The organism is Flavobacterium luteolum, assembly GCF_027111275.1.
GTDB lineage: Bacteria > Bacteroidota > Bacteroidia > Flavobacteriales > Flavobacteriaceae > Flavobacterium > Flavobacterium luteolum.
Window position 1 is genome coordinate 4,763,614 of the sequence record NZ_CP114286.1, and the last position, 24,464, is coordinate 4,788,077.

Sequence of the window (24,464 nt, forward strand, 5' to 3'; positions counted from 1 at the left end):
TACAACCAAACAATTTTTTTGGCTTACAAGAAACCCATTTTTTTTGCCTTTCTTATTAAATCGGCATCACTTCCTTTACCCATTAATAATTGACTTTTTATATTGGCTTTCCTCTTTTCTATAGCGCTCATCGACAATGGTATATGGTCTGTAAGCTTTATAGTTTTGACCCCTTGAGATAAAAGAATTAAAATTTGAGTGTCATGCTCATCCCACTTGATGTTCTCTTTTAATAATTCTTTATGTGACTTCATTATTTCACTACTGTAAAATATTTCTCCAGAAATGATTTTTTTGCACAATAACGGAAATAGTTCAAAATTAATTTCGCTTTTTGAAACAAATCCTTCAGGTTTTATTCTTTTTATGATTTTATCCACTAAAAAAGCTTCCGTACGCATTGTTAGGATTAATATTTTGCACTCTAGATGAGTTTTTCGAATTAATGTCGACAAATCTAATCCATTAGAAATATTATATTTATTGTAAGGGGGCAGGTTTACGTCAACTATTGCAAAATCTATTTTCACATTTTGCATAGAGAGAAGCGTGATCTTTTTATATGCATCTTCACAATTATAGCATTTTATAAAATGTGGTTTGGATATTTCAAAAAAATCCTCCGATAGTAGATTAATATAACTATCCACTGTCATTGGATGATCGTCTACAATTAAAATATTAAGTGGCACTGTACGTTTTTATTTGCAAAAGTAAAAAAAAATACGGATTATCCGTAATATAGAAGTGATTAGGATTTGTTTTTTTGTAAAAAACAAATCCTATAAAATGAAAAACAAATTAAGACTAGCTGGAATTTTGATACTTATGTTATCAATTTATTCATGTTCTAGTGATGATGAAGTTCAAAGTATAAACAATAATGCTGCAAAACTATCTAGAGAAGCAAAAAAAGAGTTAAATGCAAAAATAAATGATTCCATTGATTTAAGTCCAGATAACCGCGTAATGGAAATGGAAGGCGATCCAAGTAATCCGAAACCTAAAAATTAGGTTATAATAAATTTATTTTAAGGCTATGTAATTTTTAAAAATTACGTGGCCTTTTTTAATTTGATGACTTACATTTGAAACGAATTAAATTTTAATAATGGTAGGCAGCGGCAATTTATTTTTATTAAGTATGCTATTAACTCTTTTTTTTTCTTGCAGTAGGGAAAAGTTGAAGGAATCTATGCAAGATAAGATTGTTTTTAGCAAAGATGTTTTTAATAAAATACCGAATGAAAAAAAAGAATTTTTTTTGGATTCTTTAGAGGATAGATTAAAGTTTGAGAAAAACGATACTATCACAAGGAACTTGTATTTGCAGATTAGTGAAGAATATTTTTATCTCAATAATTTTAAAAAATCTTTAAAAACAAGCAAGCAATGTTTGGAACTGTCTAAAAATGGAAGTGATAGTTTAAGAATGGCAAAATCACTTTATTATATAGGGGATTGTTATGAAGATTCAAAAAAAGATAGTGCTTATTATTACTATTTATTGGCAGAGAAAATTTATTTAAAAATTGGCGATTATGATGATGTAGGTAGAATGCACTTTAATAAGGCTTATGTTTTATTTTACGATAGTAATTATGTTGAGTGCGAAGTAGAAGTTTCAAAAGCTTTGAAGTTTTTAGAAGGATCAAATAAAATTAGGTTGATATATTCCTGCAATACTTTGATGGGGAATTGTTTAGAGAAGCTTTTTAATTATGATGACGCTTTAAAATATCATAAATTGGCTTTGAAAAATCTGGATCAGATGAAAAACAGGAGATTAGATGTAGATGAAATTAATAATTACAGTGTATCTTCTGTTATCAACATCTGTAATTTATATGATTTAAAAGGAGATTTTTCATTATCAATAAAAGAACTAAATGCTGTTCTAACATGGAAAAAACGGTCAACTTGACCACGCTTTTTCAATATAAAGTGACCACCGATTTCGGGTCAAACTGACCACCCCTTTTCAATTTAAACTGACCACCTTGTTTCGGTTCAAATTGACCACCAAACACTACTTCTTTTCATGTTGTTAAACCATGGATCTGTATAAAAACTACAGACTATGGCAAATAACAAACTAGACATGAACAAAATCAGAAAAGTCATTAAGTTGCACTGCAACGGCAAAAGCAAGCTGTTTATAAGCCGATATTTATCTCTATCCAGAAATACTGTAAAAAAATACATCTCTTTATTTGAAGTGCTTGGATTAAGCCTGGAAACCGTAAACAATAAAACTGACACTGAATTGGACGAACTGTTTTCTCAGGGTCCGACAGAAGTTGTTTCCTCAAGAATAGAAGATCTGTATGCTTATTTTCCTCAGATGGAACGGGAATTAAAAAAAGTGGGGATCACCATACAGACCATGTGGGAAAGGTATATTGAAACCTATCCCGATGGTCTTCGAGTAACGCAGTTCAGGAACCGCTTCAGAGACTGGAGCAACAAGGTAAACCCTGTGATGCATATGAATCATAAGGCTGGCGATAAAATGTATGTGGATTATGCTGGAAAGACACTCTCATTTATAGACAAAAGTACGTCTGAGGTTCAGGAAGTACAGTTTTTTGTTGCCATACTCGGTGCCAGCCAGTATACTTACGCAGAAGCGTCAATGAGCCAGCAGAAGGAAGATTTTGTAGCTTCGGTAGAAAATGCAATGCGTTTTTTTCAAGGAACGCCTGCCGCAATTGTACCTGACAACTTAAAATCTGCCGTAGTCAGAACCAGCCGCTTCGAACCCACCATTAATGAAACTCTTGCAGATTTAGCTGAACATTATGAAACCACTATTCTGCCCGCACGAGCCTACAGGCCCAGAGACAAATCTTTAGTTGAAGGAGCAGTCAAGATACTTTACAGAAGAATTTATGCAAATCTGAAAGACTCTAAATACTTCAGCATAGAAGAACTGAACCAGGAAATATGGAATCTGCTCGATGCACATAACAACAAGAAACTTACTGGAAGACCATACTCTCGTTTTGAACTCTTTATGGAAGATGAAAGACATGAACTGCAGCCTCTTCCTCTGGAACGCTTTGAGATTAAATACCAGTCTCTGGCAACAGTAATGCAGAACGGGCACGTCCAGTTAAGCCAGGATAAAAACTACTACAGCGTGCCCTATCAATATTTAAAGAAAAAAGTAAAGCTGCTCTACACAAGCTCTACTGTTGAAATATACTTCAAATACAACCGTATAGCCACACACATCAGAAATCCAAAGCCCTACATCTATACCACAAATCCAGAACATATGGCAAGCACACATCAGTTTGTAGCACAGTGGAATGCCTTAAGGTTTATTGAATGGGCCAACAGCATTGATCCGGCAGTAGGAGAATATATTATGCAGATAATAGAAAGCAGGAACCACCCCGAGCAGGCCTATAAAAGCTGTCTAGGTATATTATCTTTTGAGAAGAAAGTAGGTGCAGAAAGATTAGCAAATGCCTGCAAACGTGCTCTGGACTTTAAGATTTATAATTTTAAAACCATACAGAACATCTTAGAAAACAGTCTGGATAAGATACCTATGGAACACGAAAAGGAAGAAGATCAGGATCTTCCCGACCACGGCAATATCAGAGGAAAAAATTATTATAACTAAAATCAATTTACAATGAATGAATCTACTGTAGCAAAAATGAAACAGATGAAGCTTCATGGAATGCATAACGCCTTCATGACAGCTATCGAGAGCGGTAAAACCGATCATTATACCATTGACCAGTTTATGTCAATGATAATAGATGCCGAATGGGATGAACGCCACAACAGGCGTATTGAACGCAGTATTGCCAATGCACGCTTCCATTACAAATCAAATATTGAAAGCATCAATTTTGACCAGTCCCGGAACATTGACAGAAATCTTATACTCCGGCTTGCAGAATGCAGTTTTGTAGAAAAGAATGAAAATATACTAATCACAGGAAGCACAGGGGTTGGTAAAAGTTTTTTAGGAACAGCACTTGGTTATCAGGCCTGTATCGAAGGGTATAAAGTAAGTTATTTTAATACTGCAAAATTATTTGCAAAGCTGAAAATGGCCAAGGCAGATGGTACATACCTAAGAGAACTGATGAAAATACAAAGGCAGGATGTTATCATACTAGATGACTTTGGACTCCAGGCATTGGACAGCCAGAACAGAATCACACTTTTAGAGATCATCGAGGACAGGCACAACAATGGTTCTATTATAGTAACCTCGCAGATCCCCGTTCAGGGATGGTATGACATAATCGGCGAGAAAACCATAGCAGATGCAATCCTTGACAGATTAATACACCAGGCCCACAGGGTTGAGCTGCATGGGGAATCAATGAGAAAGAAAAAAAGCATAATCAAGGAATAATTATTTATCTATATTTGAAACAATAATTAACACACGAAAAAAAGTAGTTTTTTAGGTGCTCACTTTGCACCGAAATTAGATGGTCACTTTAAACCGAAACGAAGTGGTCACTTTAAATTGGAAAACAGTGGTCAATATCACTGAGTTTTACACTCTAATAACTTTACCAACAACTGAAGAATAGTTTGGTGGCCATGAACCTACTGTTGCAATTACGACATCATTTGTTTTCAATAAATAGTCCTCATAATTAATGGCTAGTTCATGAGGTATTCTATGACAAGATTTAAAATCTATAGAATTTTCGGTAGTATCACTAACCCTAACAATTATTTGTCCAGTTTCTTGATACCATTGTGATTTAAAAGCATATCCTTTTTTATGTTTTACAAAATCGCCGAGTTTTTTCACTTTAAAACCTTCAGGAATCATTCCTAATTCACTTTCTATAAATTGTCCATCCTGAAATGGGCTAAAATCTACAAACCAATTCTTATACAATGCTATTGCCATTTCCTCAAGTGTTTTGTTTATGGCAAGGTTGTTTTCGATTTTGTCATCTAAAGCTGATAGTATTGAGGCTATACTTTTTTGTTCTTGGAGAGACGGAAGATTTATTTCGATTTTTTTTAAAAGTTCAGTTGTCAAACTTGGAATTGCAGAACCGACATCCATTGAAGCAAAATCAAGTACTTTTAAATTATAAAATAAGTATTTTGGGAAGCTAACCTTCTCATTTATTTTTGACCAAAAAATTGTATCAACTGACCAAAAAGGTTCATTTAAGTAAAATATATTATTTAAAGAACCTTTTCTTGGAATTAATATTGTTTCTCTATTATATAAGTATTGATTTCCATAGCGCATAATACCACCAGTTCCATAAATTGGTATGTTTCCATCCTGAATTTTTTTATGATCTTTACCATACTTTATTTCTAAAGCATCTGAGAGTTTATATGTTTTCCAGTTGTGTGACATTATATATTATTATAAGTAAATCTTTTGATGAATGAATTATGTTTTCTAAATAAAGAAACATCTATTTCTAATGTTTTTTTATTGGAATTTTCTAATATCATTTTTAGTTCGGTTTTTCTTCTCTTTAATTTATTTTCTTCAATAGAAGATCCTATTGAAGGTGGCTGATTAACATAATGATCTAATGTTGAGAAATCTAAAGTTTTTATTCCCAAAAAGTATTCAAATGACCCAATTAAATCTTTGAATTTTCCTATTGGTAATGCTAATAAAAACATAATTGCTAGTAATTCTTTCTCCTCAATTTCATCTTTATAATCAAAGTCTTCGTGAGTTTTTACTATTCTATAAATATTTAGAAAACGTTTTATAGCTCTTGGGTTGTTGCCAATTATTTCTGTTAAGCTTTTAATTTGTTCAATTTCTTCATCGGTTATGTCTAAAGCTCTAATTTGTTCTTCATTTATAATTTCTTCTTTTATAGGTGTAATTGGAATATTTAAAGGTTTAGTGATTTTTTGTTCTTCTTTTTCATCCAATCCAATTTTATCTACATCTATAGAATCTAGATCTATAGAATCTACAGTAGTGTTATTTTCTAGTTCATCTTTTTTAATTACAGCTCCTAAATTATGTTTTGTTTTTGCTAATTTTTCAATCATATTTTTGATACTATTGTCTTCAGCTTCTTTTAAATGAAAAGGAACTTGGAATATTTTTTCTAAATAATTGGATGGAGAAATAGCTTCTTCGTTTTCACTACTTTGATTAAAGAGATTTTTATATTTTTTTTGCAAAGCAGTCTTAACCCATCTAGGATCAACACCAACTACCACCACAAAAAGAGGGAAAGCCATTAATAAGTTCACTGCTTCTAAAACTTCAACCACTCGTTCCTCGGGGCAACGGTCTAAATCATCAATATAGAGGATGATACGTTCAAGCGGCTTCTCAAACATTGATTTAAATTCATCACTTTCTTTATTCTTCGAAGCTTCTATATTATGGTCAATGAGCAAATCACTTAGCACTTCAAAATCTTTTCTTATAACAGATACAATTCCTAAATGTTTTTTATAGTCCTCACTATTCGCTCTTTTTTCTATAAATGTGTATAATGCTTCTGTTGACAAAGCATTTTCTAGTTTAAATTTTATTTTATTTTTTATCTCTTTAACACTACTAATTTGTTGCTCTATACTTTTTATCTCCTCTTTACTATTTGTAATCTCAAAACTTAAAGCTTTTTCTCTTTGTTTAAATTTAAATAATGCATCAGCTTTTTCAGTTTCATAATTTTCTTTTATTTTCCAAAAAGAGGCTATTAGAGGTTGAAGTTTATTGTACGTATCAACAGCTCTTTTCCAAAAATTTCCAACTAAAATAATAAAACTTAAAGTTTTTGCCGTAAAGGAAAAGTCTTGCCAACTAGCTAGTAATGAGGTTGTAAAAGTGAAAATGGGTGTTAGATAAATTATTAATAATATTCCAATCAACCATATAGTATTGACTAACCATTTGTCCCTTTTAAAGAAAACTTTTATAAATGTATATTTAGATTGTACTTGATTGCATAATTCATCAGGAGAAATCCAATATTTTTCTGGAACGATATTAGCTAAATCTTTAGTAGATTTAATAAATGTTGGGTTTTCGTTTAAAGATTGTTCAATAGTACTTTTAACTTTAAATTTTTCGTTTACATTTTTTAATACCTTTTCAAGTGTATTTTGTTTTATAGTGGATATTTTCTTTTTTAATTCTCTTTTAGAATTAATTTGTTGTCTATAAAGCCCAAAAAGTTGAGTATTAATAATCTTATTTTGCTTTTCTAAAAAAGAAATTTCATCTTTAGCTATATTTAGATTTTGTGCTAGTTTTTTTTCTATTTCTTTTTTGAAATTCTTTGCTTTATTATCACCACTTATATATTCTTGTAATCCTTCAAAAATGCGAGTTACAATACTTGCCCAAAGATTTGCATCCATATAGGACCAAGCATTGAAATGCACATGCGCAATACCCTCGCAAAAGGCATTTTGAGGATTTGTTAAGGATAATTTTTGAATATCTTCTTTCAGCTTATGCATAAAAAAACTTTTTCCAGACCCCCATTTTCCTAATAAAGCTATTGCTAAAGGTGGAATAAAACTTTTAGCAACCATAACTCGTGCAAAAGCTTCAACATCTTTTTTAATATCTAGATGATCTTCACCTGTTTCAGAATCACATAGCAGACCAGGTATAGATGTTATGTTATGATTAATATCTGGATTGCTTATTGAAGAAGAAAGATTTATTGAATTAGCGTTTATTATCTTTTCTATTTCATTGTAATCCAAACTAGAAAGAATATTTTCTAAATCTATTAGATTTGGTGTTGTAATGGTATCTCTATAAAAACTTAAACCTTTAATATCAATTTTCTTATTTTTTATTATCCAGTTAACTTTAATATTAATTCCATTATTTAAATTATCGATTACTAAACCTAAACCTTTGAATCTTAAATAATTTTTGCCATCTTTAGTTGCGTAAGTTGATTTAAGGATAACAAAATCACCTTCTTTAATATTATTAATTATTTCTGAATATTGTCCGTCTTCATAACCATTTTCCCAAATATTATTTTGATAAAATCTGTTTGATTGATCTCCTGAATTCCCCCAATTTGAACCAACCAGATAAAAATCAAATCCAGAATTATTAATGAATTTTTTAATTATTAAATTTTCATCAACCTTTATAGAATCACCAATTTTATTTTGATTTGTTTCATCAATTTCAATATATGAATTTTTAACATTAATTTCTTGGTAAAATTCTTCTCCTTTTTTGTCATTTGGAATAGAAATTATAAATTGAGAATTATTAATACTGTTTTTTGTCTCTTCTAAAACTTTGATAGTTATTTTATAACTATCACTATAACTTAAATTTCCAATGCCTGTAGCCATAAGTGGAAGCCAAATCTTTTTGCCAGATAATGTTTGAATGTGGAATCTGATAGCTTGTTTAAGATTCTCATTTAAATTATTTATAGGATTACCAATTCCAACTGTAACTACGAATAGAATAGGTTTGCCATTAAGCTGAAATAAATCAAATCCCTTTCCTAAATTAAGTTGTTTTAAAATTGATTGATCATAACCATATGCTCTAAGAACCATTTGGTTTAATTCACCAATTGCTCCTTCAGAATTTATAGAAACTATCGCAACATCTGCATCTTTTGGAGAAGCACCTAATTTTACTTGTATATTTTCATTGAAAAAAAAGAAAAACATAATTATAATTTATTGAAATTAGATAAAATCCTTTGTTGTAATTCATTTCCTTTAGCAAATTGTTCTTCCAATTGTTTTTTTAGGAATTTCATTTTATCATCAAACAAAATACCGTCGTCTTCAACTTCTTCAGTACCCACATAAATACCAGGTGTGAGTTTATAATCTTGTTTTCTGACTTCTTCGATGGTTGCATTATAAGAATATCCATCACTGTTTTCATAAATGCTATTAATATTACGCCATGCATGATAGGTTTCTGCAACTTTATCAATATCAGCATCAGTAAAAACACGTAATTTTCTACTTTCCATAGTTCCCATTTTACTGGTATCTATAAATAGAATTTCATTGTTGCGTTCTCTATGAACACCATCTTTTCCGTCACGATTTTTGCTCAAAATAAATATACATGCAGGGATTCCTGTAGTTAAAAACAGTTTATCAGGTAAACGTACAATACAGTCTATCATACTATTATTTATCATAAATTCACGTACATTTTTTTCACCTTTGTTGTTTGATGTCATAGCTCCATTCGCCATTACAACAGATGCCGTTCCGGTAGCGCTCAAGTGGCTCCAAAAAGTTTGCATCCACATATAATTTGCACTTCCGTCTGTAGTAAATTCTTCTTTTGGTCCAAATAAGCGAGGGTCATTTTCTGGGAGGTCTTCGGGATGCCACTGGCTTACATTAAAAGGTGGGTTTACAATAATAAAATCTGCTTTTAGATCAGGGAATTTGTCATTAAGTAAAGAATCACCTAAACGAACATCAAAAGATAGATCACGTAAAGCAAGATTCATTTTGCATAAACGTAATGTACCATCATAGCGTTCTTGCCCATAGATCGAGATATTTTTTTTATCGCCACCATGAGATTCAAGAAATTTGAGAGACTGGACAAACATGCCTCCGGAACCACAAGCTGCATCAAATATTTTTCCTTGATAAGGCTCAATCATTTCTACCATCAAACGAACGATACTGCCAGGGGTAAAGAATTGTCCAGCACCAGATCCTTCCGCAATAGCAAATTTCCCAATGTAGTATTCATATACACGTCCCAAAATATCGCTTTCAGGATTTTCCTTTTGAGAAAGTTTTGGATTAGAAAGTAAATTAATAAGTCCACCAACTTGTCGTGGAGATAATTGACTTTTCACAAAAAGACGTGGTAGTATGCCTTTTAAATCGGGTCTAAATTCTGCTAATGTTGAATCTAAAATATCAAAAGCATCATCAATAATTACTTTAATATTGTCTTGCTCAGCATTATCTTTTAAGTATTCCCAAGAAGCTTCTTTTGGAATAATATAAATATTTCTTGAAATATACTCATCAGTATCTTCCAATACATAATTAATTTCGTCTTGATTTTGGGTATAGTAACCTGAAGTTTTATCTTGAACTAAATGCAGTAATTCTTCTTTTCTAATTTCATAACGTTCGGAAATATGCTTTAGAAAGATTAGAGGTAAAATATAGTCTTTATATTGATTTTCAGCAACAGCACCCCTTAATTCATTTGCAGCTTTCCATAGTTCTTGCTCAAAATTGATATCTGCTTTTATAGTATTTTTTGACATTCTAGATTTTAATATTATTACAAATTGTAATCTGCTAAGATATCGAAAAAATGATTTTTATTTATAAGCAAAACCGTAATTCTATTTTAATTATTTAGAGTTTTAATAAAAAAACAAATGAGAAAGATTTAGAATGAAGGTAATACCCCTTATATGGAGCAAGAAAGCGGGAAAGAAAATCCTTTATTAAAATAGGGCGGGGGTGTTTTTGACGAATATTTTTCTTCAAAAGTTTCATCTTTTTTCATAATCAAACAGTTTTTAAAAAAAGGTGAATCTTAGCGGATAGTTTGTTTCGTTAAGATAATTCCAATAGTGCCGATTTTTAGATTTGTTAGAGTTGTTTGTTTTTTATAGTTAAATTGATTCTATAAAAAATGAATGTTATTTCAAGCTAATACTGTTATAAAAGTATAATGAATAATTGATTAGATGTATTATTTTTAATTAGGTGTGTAAGTAATGTACTAAACAAAGTTATATTTTAATTTTGTGTCTTGTTTTTTTACATTTTTGAAAATTTGGCGTCTTTTGAGAAAATATAGCCTTAAGAAATATATTTAAAATAATAAATGATTAAAAAGGCAAGATTTAGAGATGTTATAATTTTACTTATAATGACTGTCATTTCTGGTTTTTAGTATGTGTTTTTGATATAAAATAACATTAAAAAATCGAATGGATTGAAGTAGTGTAAAATTGGTACGATGAAGAAAGGAAGATTTTTATTATTGTCTAATATTGCTTAAACGAGTTCTCTCGTATTGGTCCTTTGTCAAGGTGTTTTAAGAATATGGACTAAATATGGACTAATTGTATAAAATAAAAATCCCTAAACATTGAGAATCAATACTTTAGGGATTTTTTAAGTGACGGGGACAGGACAAATTACAACATCATTTTTGGATGATTTGAAGAAATTGGCTTTCTATATGTAGTGGTCTGTCTTTCATTGGCTTTGCAAATTTGGTTTAGATGTCCCGTTGGGGATTGATGCAAAAATTATAAAAAACTCAATTGATTCATGGCATAACACTAATATAAATTTACAAATATTATAGAGCATTTGAAAAGATTGTTATAGTTAAGGCAGGATTGTCTTTCTTTGGCTCTATGAATTGCTTTATGCGATTTAGGTTTCGTGGTACTAAGGTAATCCCTTTCATTGGAGTTGTTCGCGCTATGCGCTACACATGAGCGGTAGAGAATTGGTGAAGTAATCTTTTTGAGCCGAATCCCGGTTTTATTGTATAATTTTTTTAGGAGCTTTATCCCGCTATCCGCTTCAATCTTTTGCGCCGAACCCCGGCGCAGAAGGATTTTTACTGCTATCGGGGCTAGGATTTTTCTTCATATTCTTTAAAAAAGCTGATCCGCCTTTTGCTAAATCTTCCTTATCAGGAGATGTGGATACGGTCTTGGCTTTTCCTTTTACCATAGTTTCGGCAACAAAAACAACCTGTCCTTTTTTGTTGGCAAAATAATCTGAATGCAGCACGCGGAAATGGCCTTTTCTGAAATGAGGCATTTTGGAGAGCGTTGATTTCTCGGTATCACGTATTTTATCGGATAGGCCGATGGTAAAGTTCTCCGCCTTATTGTGCTGGGTTTTCTCCAGCAGATCATGGGGAACGCCGTCTTTCACGCAGTCCGGGAAACATTTCATATAGGCGATGGTATTGATGGCAAGGCGGAACATTTTTGAGGCTTCCAGTGCAACCTGATCATTCCTTTTGAGGGTTTCCGTGTAGAATCTGTCGGCCATGCGCCCGCCGTTCTGCCCTTGTGAAAAATACAGCTCCACGCTTCCGTCTTCTTCTACGCTTAAAGAAAAGGCGTAGCCCTCCGCCTCGTAGGGCAGGTGCAGGGCAAATTGGTAGGTTACATGGCGGGTCTTCTCTTTGGAGTACAGACGTAGCACCTCATGGTCGCGTCCATTCTCATAAAGGAACTGTTTGACGCCCTGCATGTCCGAGAGCGCGGTCTCCTGCAGAAAGTTCCGAAGCTGGCGGTCCAGAAAAAAAAGGTGCATGAGCTCTCCTGCCGCATCCTTTCTCCAGAGCTCGAGCCCTGACACCATAAGTCCTCTCATCTCTGGGAATTCAAAAGATGTATCGGGAGCGGCCAGCATATTGCGGCGCAGTATGGAGAATATCTGGTCGTTTGAAAAGTATGGCGTGAATTTTTTCTGGGTGGCGTAAAGCTCCTGCCAGAAGAATTTAAGTGGTCTGCTGTAATATATCTTTCGGGCCATGGGATATTTTAAATTACTGTAAATGTAGCATTTAAAATCGTTCATATATTCTGCAATATAAAAAAAGCCCCGCAAAAAATTATGATTTTATGCGATATGAAAGATTCAAAAGTATTTCAGCCGTTTACTTTGTCCATATGGTAGCGGGAGAGCCATTTTTCCATCCGCTGGAGCAACTGGATTTACTGCGGGTCACCCGTGGGGTCTGAAAGCCCTGTTATGGTCCTTGAGTAATGGAATTTTTTGTCCTCAAAGAGGCAGGTGAACTTAGGGAGTTCATTATGGGAAACGATAGGGTTTGATGAGCTTATTTATCAGTCTTCATTATCGAAGTACGATACTGCGACATCATGTTTTCCAGTTATCATAGGTTCTCCGCCTGTTACTCCTCGGCGGGTTGTACAAGTTAGATATAGATCTTCAGTTTCTAAAATAGCGAACACTGGCTCATTGTTGGAAGGACTGTTTTGTCCAACCATTTCAGTTAATGTTCTTCCATTATGCTCGAAAGTTATGCTATAGATTTTTTTGTTTCTGTTAACGTTAAATCCTTGAGATTCTATAAAACGAATTATGGAATTTTCTAGAAAGTTTTCCGCTTTATCTGAATCAATGATTGGAATGAAAAATTTCATATATATCTATTTATGAGTGAGACGTATTATAGCGTGATGATTTTTACATTTTAAAAGATATGATTTTGCTGAATGCACCATCTGTAAAATCATCACTTCTAATTATAACTTTAGCTTCAATTATTTCAGCTTTGTTTCCAAATACAATAATCGATTGATCGAAAATATCCTCACAAGCAGAATTTTGTTTTAGATTGATAGCAAACTTATTTTTTAATTGATTGAGCTGAACAATAAATTCGGTTTGATTCTCTTTTGCATTAATATTAAGGTTGCCTAAAACAAAAGTGTCAGAATAGTTAATCGGCGAAAGATAGTTTTTTGGTTTTTGGGAATTTTCCACTTTTTTTATTTTCCGCAAAAAATGTTCTTCTAATATAATTGTGTATTGATCTGATTTTTTAATGAATATTTCAACATCCAAATCGATTGATCTGTTTGATTTATTGATCAATTTTAAATCAATATAATTTACATCCCATCTATCCATTTCCGCGCTTGAAGGTTTCCCGGCATTTGGAATGATATCGATGTCTTCTTTGCGATTTATATATTTCTTCTTACTCTGGATTATATCATCTAATTCTTTTCTTCCTATTTTGTTTGTCGAAGTTCCGACTTTGATAAATCCGTCTCCATATTTAAATTCGGTTTTGTCATTAATTGGATTTTTCATTTCTTTTTTAAACAAATATGGCCGGTTACAGTTAGCATATAGCCTAAAAAAGGAAATGGTTTTGCCCTTGAAAGTGAGATGATGGTATTCGAAATTTATTGCAGGTTCAATGTTTTCATTTATAAACTGACGATATTGCGCTTCATCAGTTGGATTTTCAACTCCAAAAATAGTTTTTGTTTTGTCCTGATTTTCTTTTATACCAATTATGATATACTTTTCATCATCTGACAAGTGATTTGCAAATGCGGAAAAGTCTTTGAGAATTTCATTCCTTTTAGCATCTTTCCCTAAAATATATTCTGTTTTTTTGAAATCTACTTTGTGGCTTTCGCTTTCATATTTAATTATTTCGATAACTTTTTGCACAATCTTACTTTTTTAAATTAAAAACTTTCTGATCCTGTATCAGATTTGTCGTTTAAGACGCGAGATTTTATGTCTATGTCTAATAGTAAAATGGTTTTATTGGCAGATATTTATTTTTTCGTATTCTTCAGCTTTAATTACTACAGTTTTTATTTTCAATTTTTCAAATGTCTTTTCAGCTTTGTATTTGCATCTATGGTCATTGGTTATAAAAAAGTCGCAGTGCGAAGCGTAAAAAGTATGTAGTGCGTCATCGAACATATTATTAAAATTACTGTCTGTTTTATAGCCTTGCAGGTCATACTTATAAAACGTTTCAATAATTTTTGAATAGGCTTTATTCTCGCTGGTTTTTGATTTTGGCTCGTACAATTCGGAGATTTCAAATATATCCAAATGCTTCGGCAAACCTTCGAAATTTGATTTTATGGATTTAAGCATTTGCGGATTATTTCTATGTTTAGTTAGGCCTTGTACTAGATATGCTTTAAAAGACTTATACAAGCTGTAATCAGATTTTAATCTGCTTTGAAAATCAAAAATGTCTTCCATCAATGACAGTTGATTGTTTTCAATTCTTGATTTTGGATACATGATCCCAAACATTGGGTCAGCTGAATATGCTTTTTTAAATTCAGGCGGAAGTGGAATTAATTTATATATTTCTGCAAGATTAGGTGCATTGGGTATTTCGTCAAATGAAAGCACTTCAAGAAATGAAGCTGGTTCGAATTGCCATTCATTTTTTTTATCTTCAAAGAATTCATCTATTTTTCTGAAATGCCAAGTTGCTTCGTTTCTTCCCCAATACTGGCATATACAAAGATCTCTGGTTAGCTTTTTTATGTAATTTAAATGTCCATCAATAAAATCTGGATTTTTTTGATAACCTCTGAATAAATCGTTTAAATGAGCATTTGAATAGGGAACAATGATTTTTTTTTCAAGAATCAAGTTTTCGATCTCTGTATAAATAGTCCTTTCATCAGGTTCTAATTTTTCTTTTTTTTCAATTCTATCAAAAATATTTAAATCAATATATACATTCATTGCTTTGAGTTTAATAAAGAATTAAAATGGGAAAAGCCCCGAAGGGCTTTTCTTGTGGAGAGTAAGGGACTCGAACCCTTGAAACCCAAAGGTTTTACCGAGTATCAATCGGCTACATTACCACTCTGTCAACTCCGGAAAAAATTAATTTTATTTTTTTTCGGAAATGATAAGCTTTACAATATTACTTACAATTTTTTTTATTTCCTATTTTTAAAATGCTGATTTTCCGTGCTCTTTTGTAAAGTTGCTCCAAACTTATTCAAACCTGCAAACAAATAGAACAATAAAGCTGGAAATTTGTATTTTTTTAAAGATAAAGTTCAGGTCTTTTTACGTATTGCATCCTCAGGAACTCTTAGTATCTTGCTGCTTTATATCAAATAGTATGGCGCAAAAAATTGGAAGAAATGATCTTTGTCCCTGTGGATCCGGGAAAAAAAATAAAAGATGCCACAATATTGACAGACTGGCGGATATTCCCGCCTCTCAAAATAGGCCATTACAAATGGAAACCTATGTAAAGGAATATGACTCACATGCAGTTATGAACGAGATTATAGGTTTGCAGCTTATGGCTGAAAATCACGGAAAAAATATACGTATTGAAGAAATAGCAGTGCTGGCGGTCAAAAGCCTAGGCAACGGCAAACCGGGAGACAAAGCAGCACTTGGAAAAATATTGCAGAGGGAATATACGGCCCACTCAATGGAAGATCCTGCTGAGAACCTTTTTACCGAAAATGTCGTATTTTTCCATGGGAACCATATAGCATTTCCAGGGATTGCAGCACATGCTGCTGACATCTTCCTTAGTTTCAGCCAGGTCATTTTTAACTCAGGAACTGTGTTCCCCCAGGAATTCACCGATGTGGTCTATCAGGGAATCAGTCTACTACTGGAGCTGGGAGACAAGCTAGCACATAAGGCAGGCCTAAGGGGAAACATGGAAGCTATTAGATCAGGAGGCAGAATGGAGGTTTGTGGTCTTCAGACCGATTTTTCTATTTCTGAGCAGGAACTGGAGGAACTTTGCCGTAAGATCCATGTTAATCCCAAAATTATAAATCAGTTTATTTTGGACGGTGATGCCTCTTTGGACGCAGATGACTCGTCAATGATGCCGCTGCTTTTTTATCCCATAACCCATCATAACGGACGCTATTATTTTACCCTCATATCAAATCAGCTTAATGCCATAAATGAATTTATACTTAGAACAGCCTTAAAGTTTGGATGTCAGGAACTTTTTTTAAAGTCATATCGCCAAGAGCTTTGGAGGCATATCCGCGCTGCGTGTGCAGAGATGCAATGGAGAGAAACAGACATAAAATTGGACGTTTTCCCTGATGCCAATTCTCCTAAAGAAGCAATTTACTCATTTGATTACAACAGGCTAGGATATGTGACTCTCGATACTCCACTGAGCATTCCAGACGCCTTGGTAAATATTGGATCTGAAATGCATCCGCCAAAAATGGATGATAGACTGAGCAAGGCAGCAAATTTGATTTTAGATGATCAAAGCAGACAGGACTGCCAAATGCTTTCCCTACAGCTTACAGATTCCTGCGGGCGCACCAGAATGGGAAGATTTATGAAGCCGCGGGATAGGGAATACAGGCTGACGTTCAATGTTCATGATTTTCTAAATCTTTCGAAAGGCGAAGACTGGGAAAAGCAAAGTTTATGGAAGTTTGCAAAAGCATTGGCTAAATTTCAGAGCAAAACACAAACTATGGTGGGTGCGGTAGAATTGTACAGCCTCTATAAGCATAAAAGCTCAGGATTTTATTTTTCGGATGATAGAATGCCGGACTTTCTTGCTGTGCCTCCTGGCGAGGGAAGCGATCTTATAAGGGAATCCAAAATGAAACAGAATTATCATGCGTCTTCTTTCTTGAATAATGGAATGCTGGGATTTTTACCTGTGGTATCTTGCGGGGATTTTGCTCCGATTTACAAGCCAATCAGTCATATAGGGTATTTTATTGAGTCATTGGAAAGTTTCCGTTCCCCTATCTGGATGACCAGCTATCAGGTTAAGGATTATGCTATGGCAGGTATTGTGCGACTTTATACCCACGCCTTGTCATTCTGGCTGGACCAGATGAAGCCGGGACTTGAATCCGTTTTAGATCCGCTTTTGGAGCTGCCCATTGAAATAAAGCTAGAACTTGACCCGGTCTTATTCAGTTCAATGACCTCCAAAGAGCTTTCGGAAGTTCCAAAACAGGAGTACGGGGCATCCTTCGCAGATAATGTGCTTACCTTCAGCATTCCGGGATCGTCGATGCTCTCCTTTACAGGCGCGGATAATGAAGGCGAGCGGGAACTCATGCGTCATACATTAAAAAGTTTCCGTCTTTTGGGAGCTGCGCTTGAAGATTCCACAATAGAGGAAATTCTTAATAAGTTTGTGCCTTTGGGCCAGGCTAAGATGATGCTTTTTTTTGATACCCAGGAGAATCTTATGATTGATAGGAGATGGCTCATGATGCCACTGCTTTTATCTGATGCGGAAATGGAAATGCTTTTGGACCAGCTTCCTGTTTGGATATCAGAGCGTATGGAAATACCGGAGCGAATTGCCTCCCGTGAGGATAAAAAACAGCTCTTCAACGTAGGCACTATAGTTCTTATTGAAAAACTGAAGGAAGAAATTTCAAGGTATGAAAATTCGGCACTGCTTAAGCTGCTGCTGAACCTTCATGAGTCTATCGTGCAAAAGAGGGAGTATGAAAAAACAATAATCCCTGCCCAGCTAATCTGCTTTGGAAATAAGCAGGGCAAGCTGGATGCAATACGTGAGGATGGACGGATGCTGGTGCGAACGTCGGTATCGCTTCGCAATCTAATAGAGTTCGTTGCTGCACAGCCTGTAAAAGGACTATTCATTCCTTCTCTGGACGACGTGGACAGACTCCTTGCGCTCATGAACGAGATAACCTCTTTTGGTATGATGAGCGATGCTATTCATTTTAATATGGATGATCCTGAGGTAGGCATCCTGCCTTCAGGCAGAATTGGATTTGTTTCAAATCTTTTTTCTGAAAAGATGGAGCCTTTCAGTTTGGCGAATGCCAAAGCTGACATCGACAGCAAATTGGAAGATTTTGAAGGGCGGTTTTCTATTTACCAGCCTGCAGATGCAGGTGAAATACCAGTAGAAGTTCAGGAATATATAAATAGACATGATGCAGCGTTCCTAGCAGATTGGGAGGTAAGCTGGAGCAGCCTGAATAAAATTACATATTATGCATCAAACTTTTGCATCGAAAAGGAATCTTCCGTAATCACTATGCGTGAATCGGATTTTATTGAACGACTTGTAAATGATGCGGCTATTCCTTATGCTGAGGCACTGGCAGGAATCGAAAAACTTGTGCTATCTCCTCGCGATTCCTTTTTAAAAGCTACTGACGGCTATTCCAGTAATGAGGTGTTTCCCTGGAAGTACAACAGGGAATTCAGCCTGACCAGAAGGCCTTTTGTAAGGCATTTTAATGACGCCGGTGACACTATGCTGTCATGGGGTTTTAGAAGCGCTGCCGCTGCAAGGTACCAGTTTGACTTTCTATTGCGAGGCGCGAGGCTGACGAATGGAGGAGAGCAAATTACAAAGCTTATTAGTGAATATGCCGATCAAAGAGGGACTGAATTCAGAAATGTTATACATGACTGGGCGGCACAGCAGGAAGGTTTTGAGGTTATTGAGTACGAAGTTACTATAAAACCGGGGGGGACGCTTAATGCCCAGAAATCTTATGGAGATGTGGATGTTTTTGCGTTTCACAGACCTTCGGGAACAGTTTTCAGTCTGGAATGCAAGAATACAAGTCAGGCTAAAAACATTCATGAGATGAAAACCGAAATGGACCGTTATCTTGGAAGAGACGGCAAAAAAGGGATGGTACACAAACATTTGGAACGTCACGAGTGGCTTAATGCAAACTTGGGGCAGGTTCAGAAACTTGTAAAGTTTGAGGGCGAACTCATTGTAAAGTCATTTATGATCTCTTCCCAAGTAGTACCTACTCCTTATATCCGCGCAGGAGAACTTCCAATGCCAATTGTGGCATTTCCCGATTTAAAGCGGGAAGGTGTTAGCCTTTTGTTTTGATATGCGATGAGGGGGATGAAGAATAAGAATTTATTTTGGGTAAAGCTTTCACTTGATAACGTGATTTAGATAAGACTGAGACAGTGCAAGTAGAATAGTTTAATGTTTTTGATTGTTTACTTTATAATATATGAGTTTTAGATTATTAGGCATCAGGCCACTTGATGGCTGCGAAGATATTTTTTTAAAAAATTTGGAACCTTTTAGAGTTTATCCGCTCTATAATGATTATGAATTTGTTTTTGAAAACAGCAAAGACATTGACAGCTCTGTAACAGCGATTAAGCATCTTTCAGGGTCGGTACCAGACCATTTTTATGATGTAGGGCCTCTTCAGATAAGCATTTCTGCGGTTGTTGGAAAAAACGGCAGTGGAAAAAGCAGCCTCATGGAGCTTTTTTTCTGGTCAATAAACAATTTTGCAACTAATTTCCTTTTCAATTCCCACGACGCAGGAACTCCTGATAAAAGTATCACTGCAAATTTGATATATGTAGAAGGTGTTCATACGGAGTTTTACTTTTCTGTTCCCAATTATGAATTCAATGCAAAAGACAGCCAAAGTTTAAAAGATGGCGAAAATTTGGGGACTGCTTTAGATTATTATAAGGTTCGTACCGGTGGTATGAAGGGTGAGGAGGGGAATTTTGAAGCTTTCAAAATGATAAATGGCTCTTTTGTATTGTGTGATAAAAATTCTTTTGGGCTGCGGGACTTATTTTATAATGAAGTTGTAAATTATTCTCATTATGCATATAACAGTAAGGAAGTAGGGCGCTGGCTCGATAGACTTTTCCATAAAAATGATTCCTATCAGACACCTTTGGTATTGAATCCAATGCGTACTGATGGAAATTTTGATATTAATACTGAAAACGATCTGCTTCGCCAGCGTCTTCTTACCAACCTGCTTCGCCCGTCGGTTCAGGGAGCAGCTGATTTCCGCAAGTTTGGAGATAATCTTGAAGCGCATCATCTTTCTTTAAAGCTGAAACCTGAAAAGACATATTTCGAATATGGATATGACAAAAGAAAAGATAGGCCTTATAAAATTGAACTTCAAATTTTTGATATCCTTGGGCTGACTGACAAGGTGCCAGAGTTTCTTCTCCGTATCTACAGCGGAGGTACAAAAATAGAGCTTAACAAAGAAAGGCCTTACTTTAATGAGGTACGCAGTTATATACTCTATAAAATAATCAGCATATCGGAGAAATATACAGAGTACAAACACTATTTTAACTTTTTCAGGCAGGTTCATGGACTTTGCAAAACAGAGAAAGACGGAACCATCTCTAGCCCTTCTAAAAGTAAGTTAAGGCTGGCAGGAGAATTCCCTTATAAATTGCTGGAAGACCTAATCGGGGACAATAGCCACATCACTTTTAAATTAAAGCAGAGCCTAAATTACCTTTTAATTGATTCAATAAATTATCCAATAGAAAAAGCAATTAATATTGAAGATCTTTCAAAGAAGATTTCAGAGGCAGGATCCGAAAAAAGGCTAATTGAATTAGTTACGCCGCCTATATTTAAAATTGATATTATACTTCGTTCAACTAAAGGGAAACAGACAAAGGATATCATACTGGAGCGATTGAGCTCAGGAGAAAAGCAGCTTATCTATTCTGTTAGTTCGATACTGTACCATCTATTCAACCTTGATTCGGTTTCAGATAATAAAGTCCAGTACAAACATATTAATCTGGTACTTGAAGAAATAGAATTATATTTTCATCCAGAATACCAGAAACAATATATCGATTTTTTAAGAAAAAGTATTGGAAGGCTTGGATTGGAAATGATCAAGGCCATAAATATTATTTTAGTGACCCATTCTCCTTTTATTCTTTCTGATATTCCTAAAAACAATATTCTCTATATTGATGTAGATGATGATAGTGGTTTCTCTACAAGGCTTGATCCCTTTAAAAAGAAATCCTTCGGGGCTAATATATCGGATCTTTTAGCAGACAGCTTTTTTATAAAGGATGGCTTGGTTGGTAATTTTGCCAAGGAAAAAATTAATCTGGTTCTAAGCTGGCTTCAAAAGGAGGCCCGACAGTCAGTAAAAACCGAGTTTTTATTTGAAGAGACACAAATAGAATTTCCTCAATTCGAGTCCAGAGTAAAAGAGCAGGAGTATTATACAAAAATTATTGAGCTTATTGATGAGCCATTGGTGAAGCAGAAACTCAAATCAATGTATCTTGAATTTGTAAAAGACGATAGGAAGGCCAATAAACTCGAAATAGAGAGACTTAAAAGAGTTATAGTTGAATTAGAACAGAAACACAATGCTTAGTATCAATTTTGGAAAAGTCCATGAGCATTGCGAACTTTACTCTCATGGTGGAACAGTGGGCGGAACTGAGCTTAAAGGCATGTTCCACTGGGTTGGAAAAAGGATTGAAAAGTATCTTTCCGATGATATTTTGAATTCTGATCCACAGGCTGACCGTGCCGATCTTCTAACATTACGAGATTTGCTAACACCGCAAGAAATCATGAATATTCTGAACTGCTTGCCGCAGGATATGCTTGACAAAAGCAGTGAGTATGGTCCATATAACCAAACTGTAATTTCCTATACCAATGCCAAAGGTACTCGCCGCACAGCGGATATACTGCCATTGCTGTTCAATTACAAGGCATTTCGCGAACATAAAGATACAATTTACAATGGCTTTACACTGGCCAGTCAGCTTGGAATTTCATGTTGTCCTTACTGCAATCGGAATTATACCACCACCCATCAGACCTATTTTATTCAGAAGAACGGGAATTCGGTTCAAAAAAGAGTCTATCCCGAATTTGATCATTTTTATGCACAGGCGGATCATCCGGTTTTAGGAGTTTCATTTTACAACCTTATACCAAGCTGCACAATATGCAATACCCATTACAAGAATAACAGGGATTCATCGGCGCTGTTTCATCCATATACCCTTAATGATCCCGAAGCGTTTAAGTTTCATGGCTTTCCAAAAGATGTTGCCTCTTTGTATGGTGCAGGAAACGAAATTTCCCTTAGTTTTAGATATAACTGTGATCCTGCCACAGAAACGAGACTTCGCAGTTCTCATGAGTTTTTTGGCATCAAGGATATTTATGACAAGTGCCATGGCGATTTGGTCAAGGATATAATTTATAAGAAGCTGGCTTTCGGCGAGCGCTACATGCATGAATTATCCAGGACCTATGGAATTGGTTTTGAGGATTCCTATCGAATCGTCTTTGAAACCCATTTTGAGAATGAAAACGTTAATATGAGGCCTTTTGCAAAACTTAAAAAAGATATATTCGAAAATAAGGATCTGTAGGATTTTTGCGTTTTCATGAAATTATTGCCTGTAAATTGTACAGTTATGCAGATTGATATGTTCCGTTGGATTTAAAATTTAAAAAAAAAAAAACATTATTTACAAGGAAATAATGTTTTTTTAATTGATTTCTTTTTGAGAGTTCTTAATTCGTGACGGCTGTTTATCCAGACGAGTTGTCGTTAAATATTTTTCAGTTGCTTAAACTCTTCTAGGAATTTATAAAATAAGTCTTTGTAATTTTCAGGTTGTGAAAATGAAAAACCGAATTTTTCTTTTTGATTGAAAAACTGCAGAGTCAAAGAGGCAATGCCCCACATGTGGCTTAATTCGTTAAGATTGTAATTTTCAAGAACCGTTTTCATTCTGTCGTCTTTATCTGGATGGGTCGGGCTTTGAATTGCCTTGCCAAAATACAGTAATGAAGCTGTCGCAATAATTGAACCCAAAACCACCATGGATTCAGTGTTGTTTCCATTGATGCTTTTTTTCAAAATGTTTGTGGCTGTTTGGTCGGCATCTTTCTCTCTTTCTTTGATTGCTGGATAATTAGCAGGAATATATGGCAAGAAATTGTCAAGATGTCTATGGCTCACGTGAGCCAATTCATGGGCTAATATAAAACTGATTGCGTTTAAAAATATGCCATTGGTCTTCTCAATGTATTCTTTTGTTTCAGGAGTTATATTTGTCGGACTGGGAAGAGCAGAAGGCCATGGTTTATATTCTTTTATCAGTGATAGTCCATAAAGGAACAATTCTCTTGCACTTTTTTGCGGTTCGGCTGAAAAATCTGCAGCTCCATTGTATGTGTTTGAATGTGTGGGAGTAATGATTGCATAGTCATAAATAACCCACATGGCATATGATATGCTCCATAAATAACCTAAAAAAACTTCATGCAGTTCAATGGTCTTAGTTCCAAAACTGTCCTTAATAACACGAGGTGTTTGTGCAATTAATTTCATTTTATAATTGATGGGATCGTACGCCTCATAGAGTATTGGCCTGTCGTTTATGTGGTATACAATACCTCTGTTTAAACCGTGGTTGGCCACCAAAAAATTTACAAATGCAAAATACTCAGTTGAGTGATTTTCCATCCAGCCGATAATATCGCTTTCAAGAATATTTATTGGTAGAAACCCTTTTGGAATATATGTCATGATTATATTTTTTAGAAGTTGATTTTATGTTTTGCACTTTCGAAGTCGGCTAGGGGTCGCAGCCAACTAATTTATAACAGCCATTTAATGACGCTAATCCATCTTTTTTTCGCTGTTTTTTTGCATTACAAAGCTTTTCGTAGCGAATATAGGAATAATTTCCACATCTTTTTTGTCGTGCAGAAGTAACTGTGACTAAATATCTGGTTGCTTCTATAATACTGAGACAATTGAAAAACAGAGGGATCTATGAGGGCCAGGATGTACTGACCCAGAAGGAGTATGACCATATCATCAGGAATGAAATAATGGGTAATTCCGAGAAGCTAATAATCATGCTCAGTAGAATGGAATGGAAAAGCAGGAAAGCGCAGGGGGTACAAGGAGAAGCATTACAACTTAAAATTTATATCAATAAAAATAATATGAATCTAATATTTAGGACTGCAGGAGCGGAAGACTTGTCTGAAATCATCAGCCTTCTGGCTGATGATGAACTCGGGCAGAGCAAGGAGGATTTCAGGCTTCCAATTCCCGAAGCGTACATAGGCGAAACAGAAAATTTATTTAAATAGCAAAATAGATTATTATTTTAGCACATTCAAAAGCTTAATTTTTTTCAAA

General features: G+C 34.6%; 17 protein-coding genes and 1 tRNA gene. 8 read left to right on the plus strand and 10 right to left on the minus strand.

The window, feature by feature from the left end; translation table 11 throughout:
• Positions 1-23 precede the first annotated feature (23 nt).
• On the minus strand, positions 24-692 hold the full coding sequence (locus tag OZP10_RS20255) for a response regulator (protein ID WP_281632484.1): 669 nt from the start codon (positions 690-692) through the stop codon (positions 24-26).
• Positions 693-789: 97 nt separating this feature from the next.
• Between OZP10_RS20255 and OZP10_RS20260 the strand changes: the two genes are divergently transcribed.
• The 4 genes from OZP10_RS20260 to istB all read left to right on the plus strand — a co-directional run bounded on the left by OZP10_RS20260 (position 790) and on the right by istB (position 4,384).
• Entirely contained in the window at positions 790-1,014 is a 225-nt protein-coding gene (locus OZP10_RS20260; protein ID WP_281632485.1) for a hypothetical protein, read from the plus strand.
• Between the two features lie 97 nt (positions 1,015-1,111).
• Complete coding sequence (locus OZP10_RS20265; RefSeq protein WP_281632486.1) at positions 1,112-1,924, plus strand: hypothetical protein; 813 nt, start codon at positions 1,112-1,114, stop codon at positions 1,922-1,924.
• A gap of 156 nt (positions 1,925-2,080) precedes the next feature.
• Entirely contained in the window at positions 2,081-3,634 is a 1,554-nt protein-coding gene (istA, locus tag OZP10_RS20270; RefSeq protein WP_281632487.1) for an IS21 family transposase, read from the plus strand.
• Between the two features lie 12 nt (positions 3,635-3,646).
• Positions 3,647-4,384, plus strand: coding sequence for an IS21-like element helper ATPase IstB (istB, locus tag OZP10_RS20275; protein ID WP_041515719.1), 738 nt, complete (start codon positions 3,647-3,649; stop codon positions 4,382-4,384).
• 147 nt (positions 4,385-4,531) lie between these two features.
• Here the strand turns inward: istB and OZP10_RS20280 are convergent, their stop codons facing one another.
• From OZP10_RS20280 to OZP10_RS20315, 8 genes are all read right to left on the minus strand, one after another.
• Positions 4,532-5,365, minus strand: coding sequence for a restriction endonuclease subunit S (locus OZP10_RS20280; RefSeq protein WP_281632488.1), 834 nt, complete (start codon positions 5,363-5,365; stop codon positions 4,532-4,534).
• Positions 5,365-8,652, minus strand: a complete 3,288-nt coding sequence (locus tag OZP10_RS20285; RefSeq protein ID WP_281632489.1) for a P-loop NTPase fold protein — start codon at positions 8,650-8,652, stop codon at positions 5,365-5,367. The genes OZP10_RS20280 and OZP10_RS20285 overlap by 1 nt, the downstream gene beginning before the upstream one ends.
• A gap of 2 nt (positions 8,653-8,654) precedes the next feature.
• Positions 8,655-10,244, minus strand: coding sequence for a type I restriction-modification system subunit M (locus OZP10_RS20290; protein ID WP_281632490.1), 1,590 nt, complete (start codon positions 10,242-10,244; stop codon positions 8,655-8,657).
• A 1,285-nt stretch (positions 10,245-11,529) separates the two neighbouring features.
• On the minus strand, positions 11,530-12,543 hold the full coding sequence (locus tag OZP10_RS20295) for a hypothetical protein (protein ID WP_281632491.1): 1,014 nt from the start codon (positions 12,541-12,543) through the stop codon (positions 11,530-11,532).
• A gap of 269 nt (positions 12,544-12,812) precedes the next feature.
• The gene (locus OZP10_RS20300; RefSeq protein WP_281632492.1) at positions 12,813-13,133 is read right to left on the minus strand and encodes a hypothetical protein; all 321 of its coding nucleotides are present in this window, start codon (positions 13,131-13,133) and stop codon (positions 12,813-12,815) included.
• Between the two features lie 43 nt (positions 13,134-13,176).
• Positions 13,177-14,178, minus strand: a complete 1,002-nt coding sequence (locus tag OZP10_RS20305) for an AlbA family DNA-binding domain-containing protein (RefSeq protein ID WP_281632493.1) — start codon at positions 14,176-14,178, stop codon at positions 13,177-13,179.
• A 96-nt stretch (positions 14,179-14,274) separates the two neighbouring features.
• Positions 14,275-15,228 (minus strand): hypothetical protein, encoded by a 954-nt coding sequence (locus OZP10_RS20310; RefSeq protein ID WP_281632494.1) that lies wholly within the window; start codon positions 15,226-15,228, stop codon positions 14,275-14,277.
• Positions 15,229-15,283: 55 nt separating this feature from the next.
• Positions 15,284-15,364, minus strand: a tRNA-Ile gene (locus OZP10_RS20315).
• A 252-nt stretch (positions 15,365-15,616) separates the two neighbouring features.
• On the opposite strand from OZP10_RS20315, the gene OZP10_RS20320 reads away from it, so the two are divergent.
• The 3 genes from OZP10_RS20320 (at position 15,617) to OZP10_RS20330 (ending at position 22,674) form a co-directional block, all read left to right on the plus strand.
• A complete protein-coding gene (locus tag OZP10_RS20320; RefSeq protein ID WP_281632495.1) occupies positions 15,617-19,351 on the plus strand; it encodes a YecA family protein in 3,735 nt (1,244 codons plus the stop codon).
• A 130-nt stretch (positions 19,352-19,481) separates the two neighbouring features.
• A complete protein-coding gene (locus tag OZP10_RS20325) occupies positions 19,482-21,656 on the plus strand; it encodes an AAA family ATPase (RefSeq protein ID WP_281632496.1) in 2,175 nt (724 codons plus the stop codon).
• Positions 21,649-22,674: a hypothetical protein gene (locus OZP10_RS20330; protein ID WP_281632497.1), complete on the plus strand. Its 1,026-nt coding sequence runs from the start codon at positions 21,649-21,651 to the stop codon at positions 22,672-22,674. The genes OZP10_RS20325 and OZP10_RS20330 overlap by 8 nt, the downstream gene beginning before the upstream one ends.
• 182 nt (positions 22,675-22,856) lie before the next feature.
• Here OZP10_RS20330 and OZP10_RS20335 read toward each other — a convergent pair whose 3' ends face one another.
• Positions 22,857-23,840: a phage exclusion protein Lit family protein gene (locus tag OZP10_RS20335; RefSeq protein WP_281632498.1), complete on the minus strand. Its 984-nt coding sequence runs from the start codon at positions 23,838-23,840 to the stop codon at positions 22,857-22,859.
• Positions 23,841-24,070: 230 nt separating this feature from the next.
• Here OZP10_RS20335 and OZP10_RS20340 point away from each other — a divergent pair, with 230 nt between their 5' ends.
• The gene (locus OZP10_RS20340; RefSeq protein WP_281632499.1) at positions 24,071-24,415 is read left to right on the plus strand and encodes a hypothetical protein; all 345 of its coding nucleotides are present in this window, start codon (positions 24,071-24,073) and stop codon (positions 24,413-24,415) included.
• Positions 24,416-24,464 lie beyond the last annotated feature (49 nt).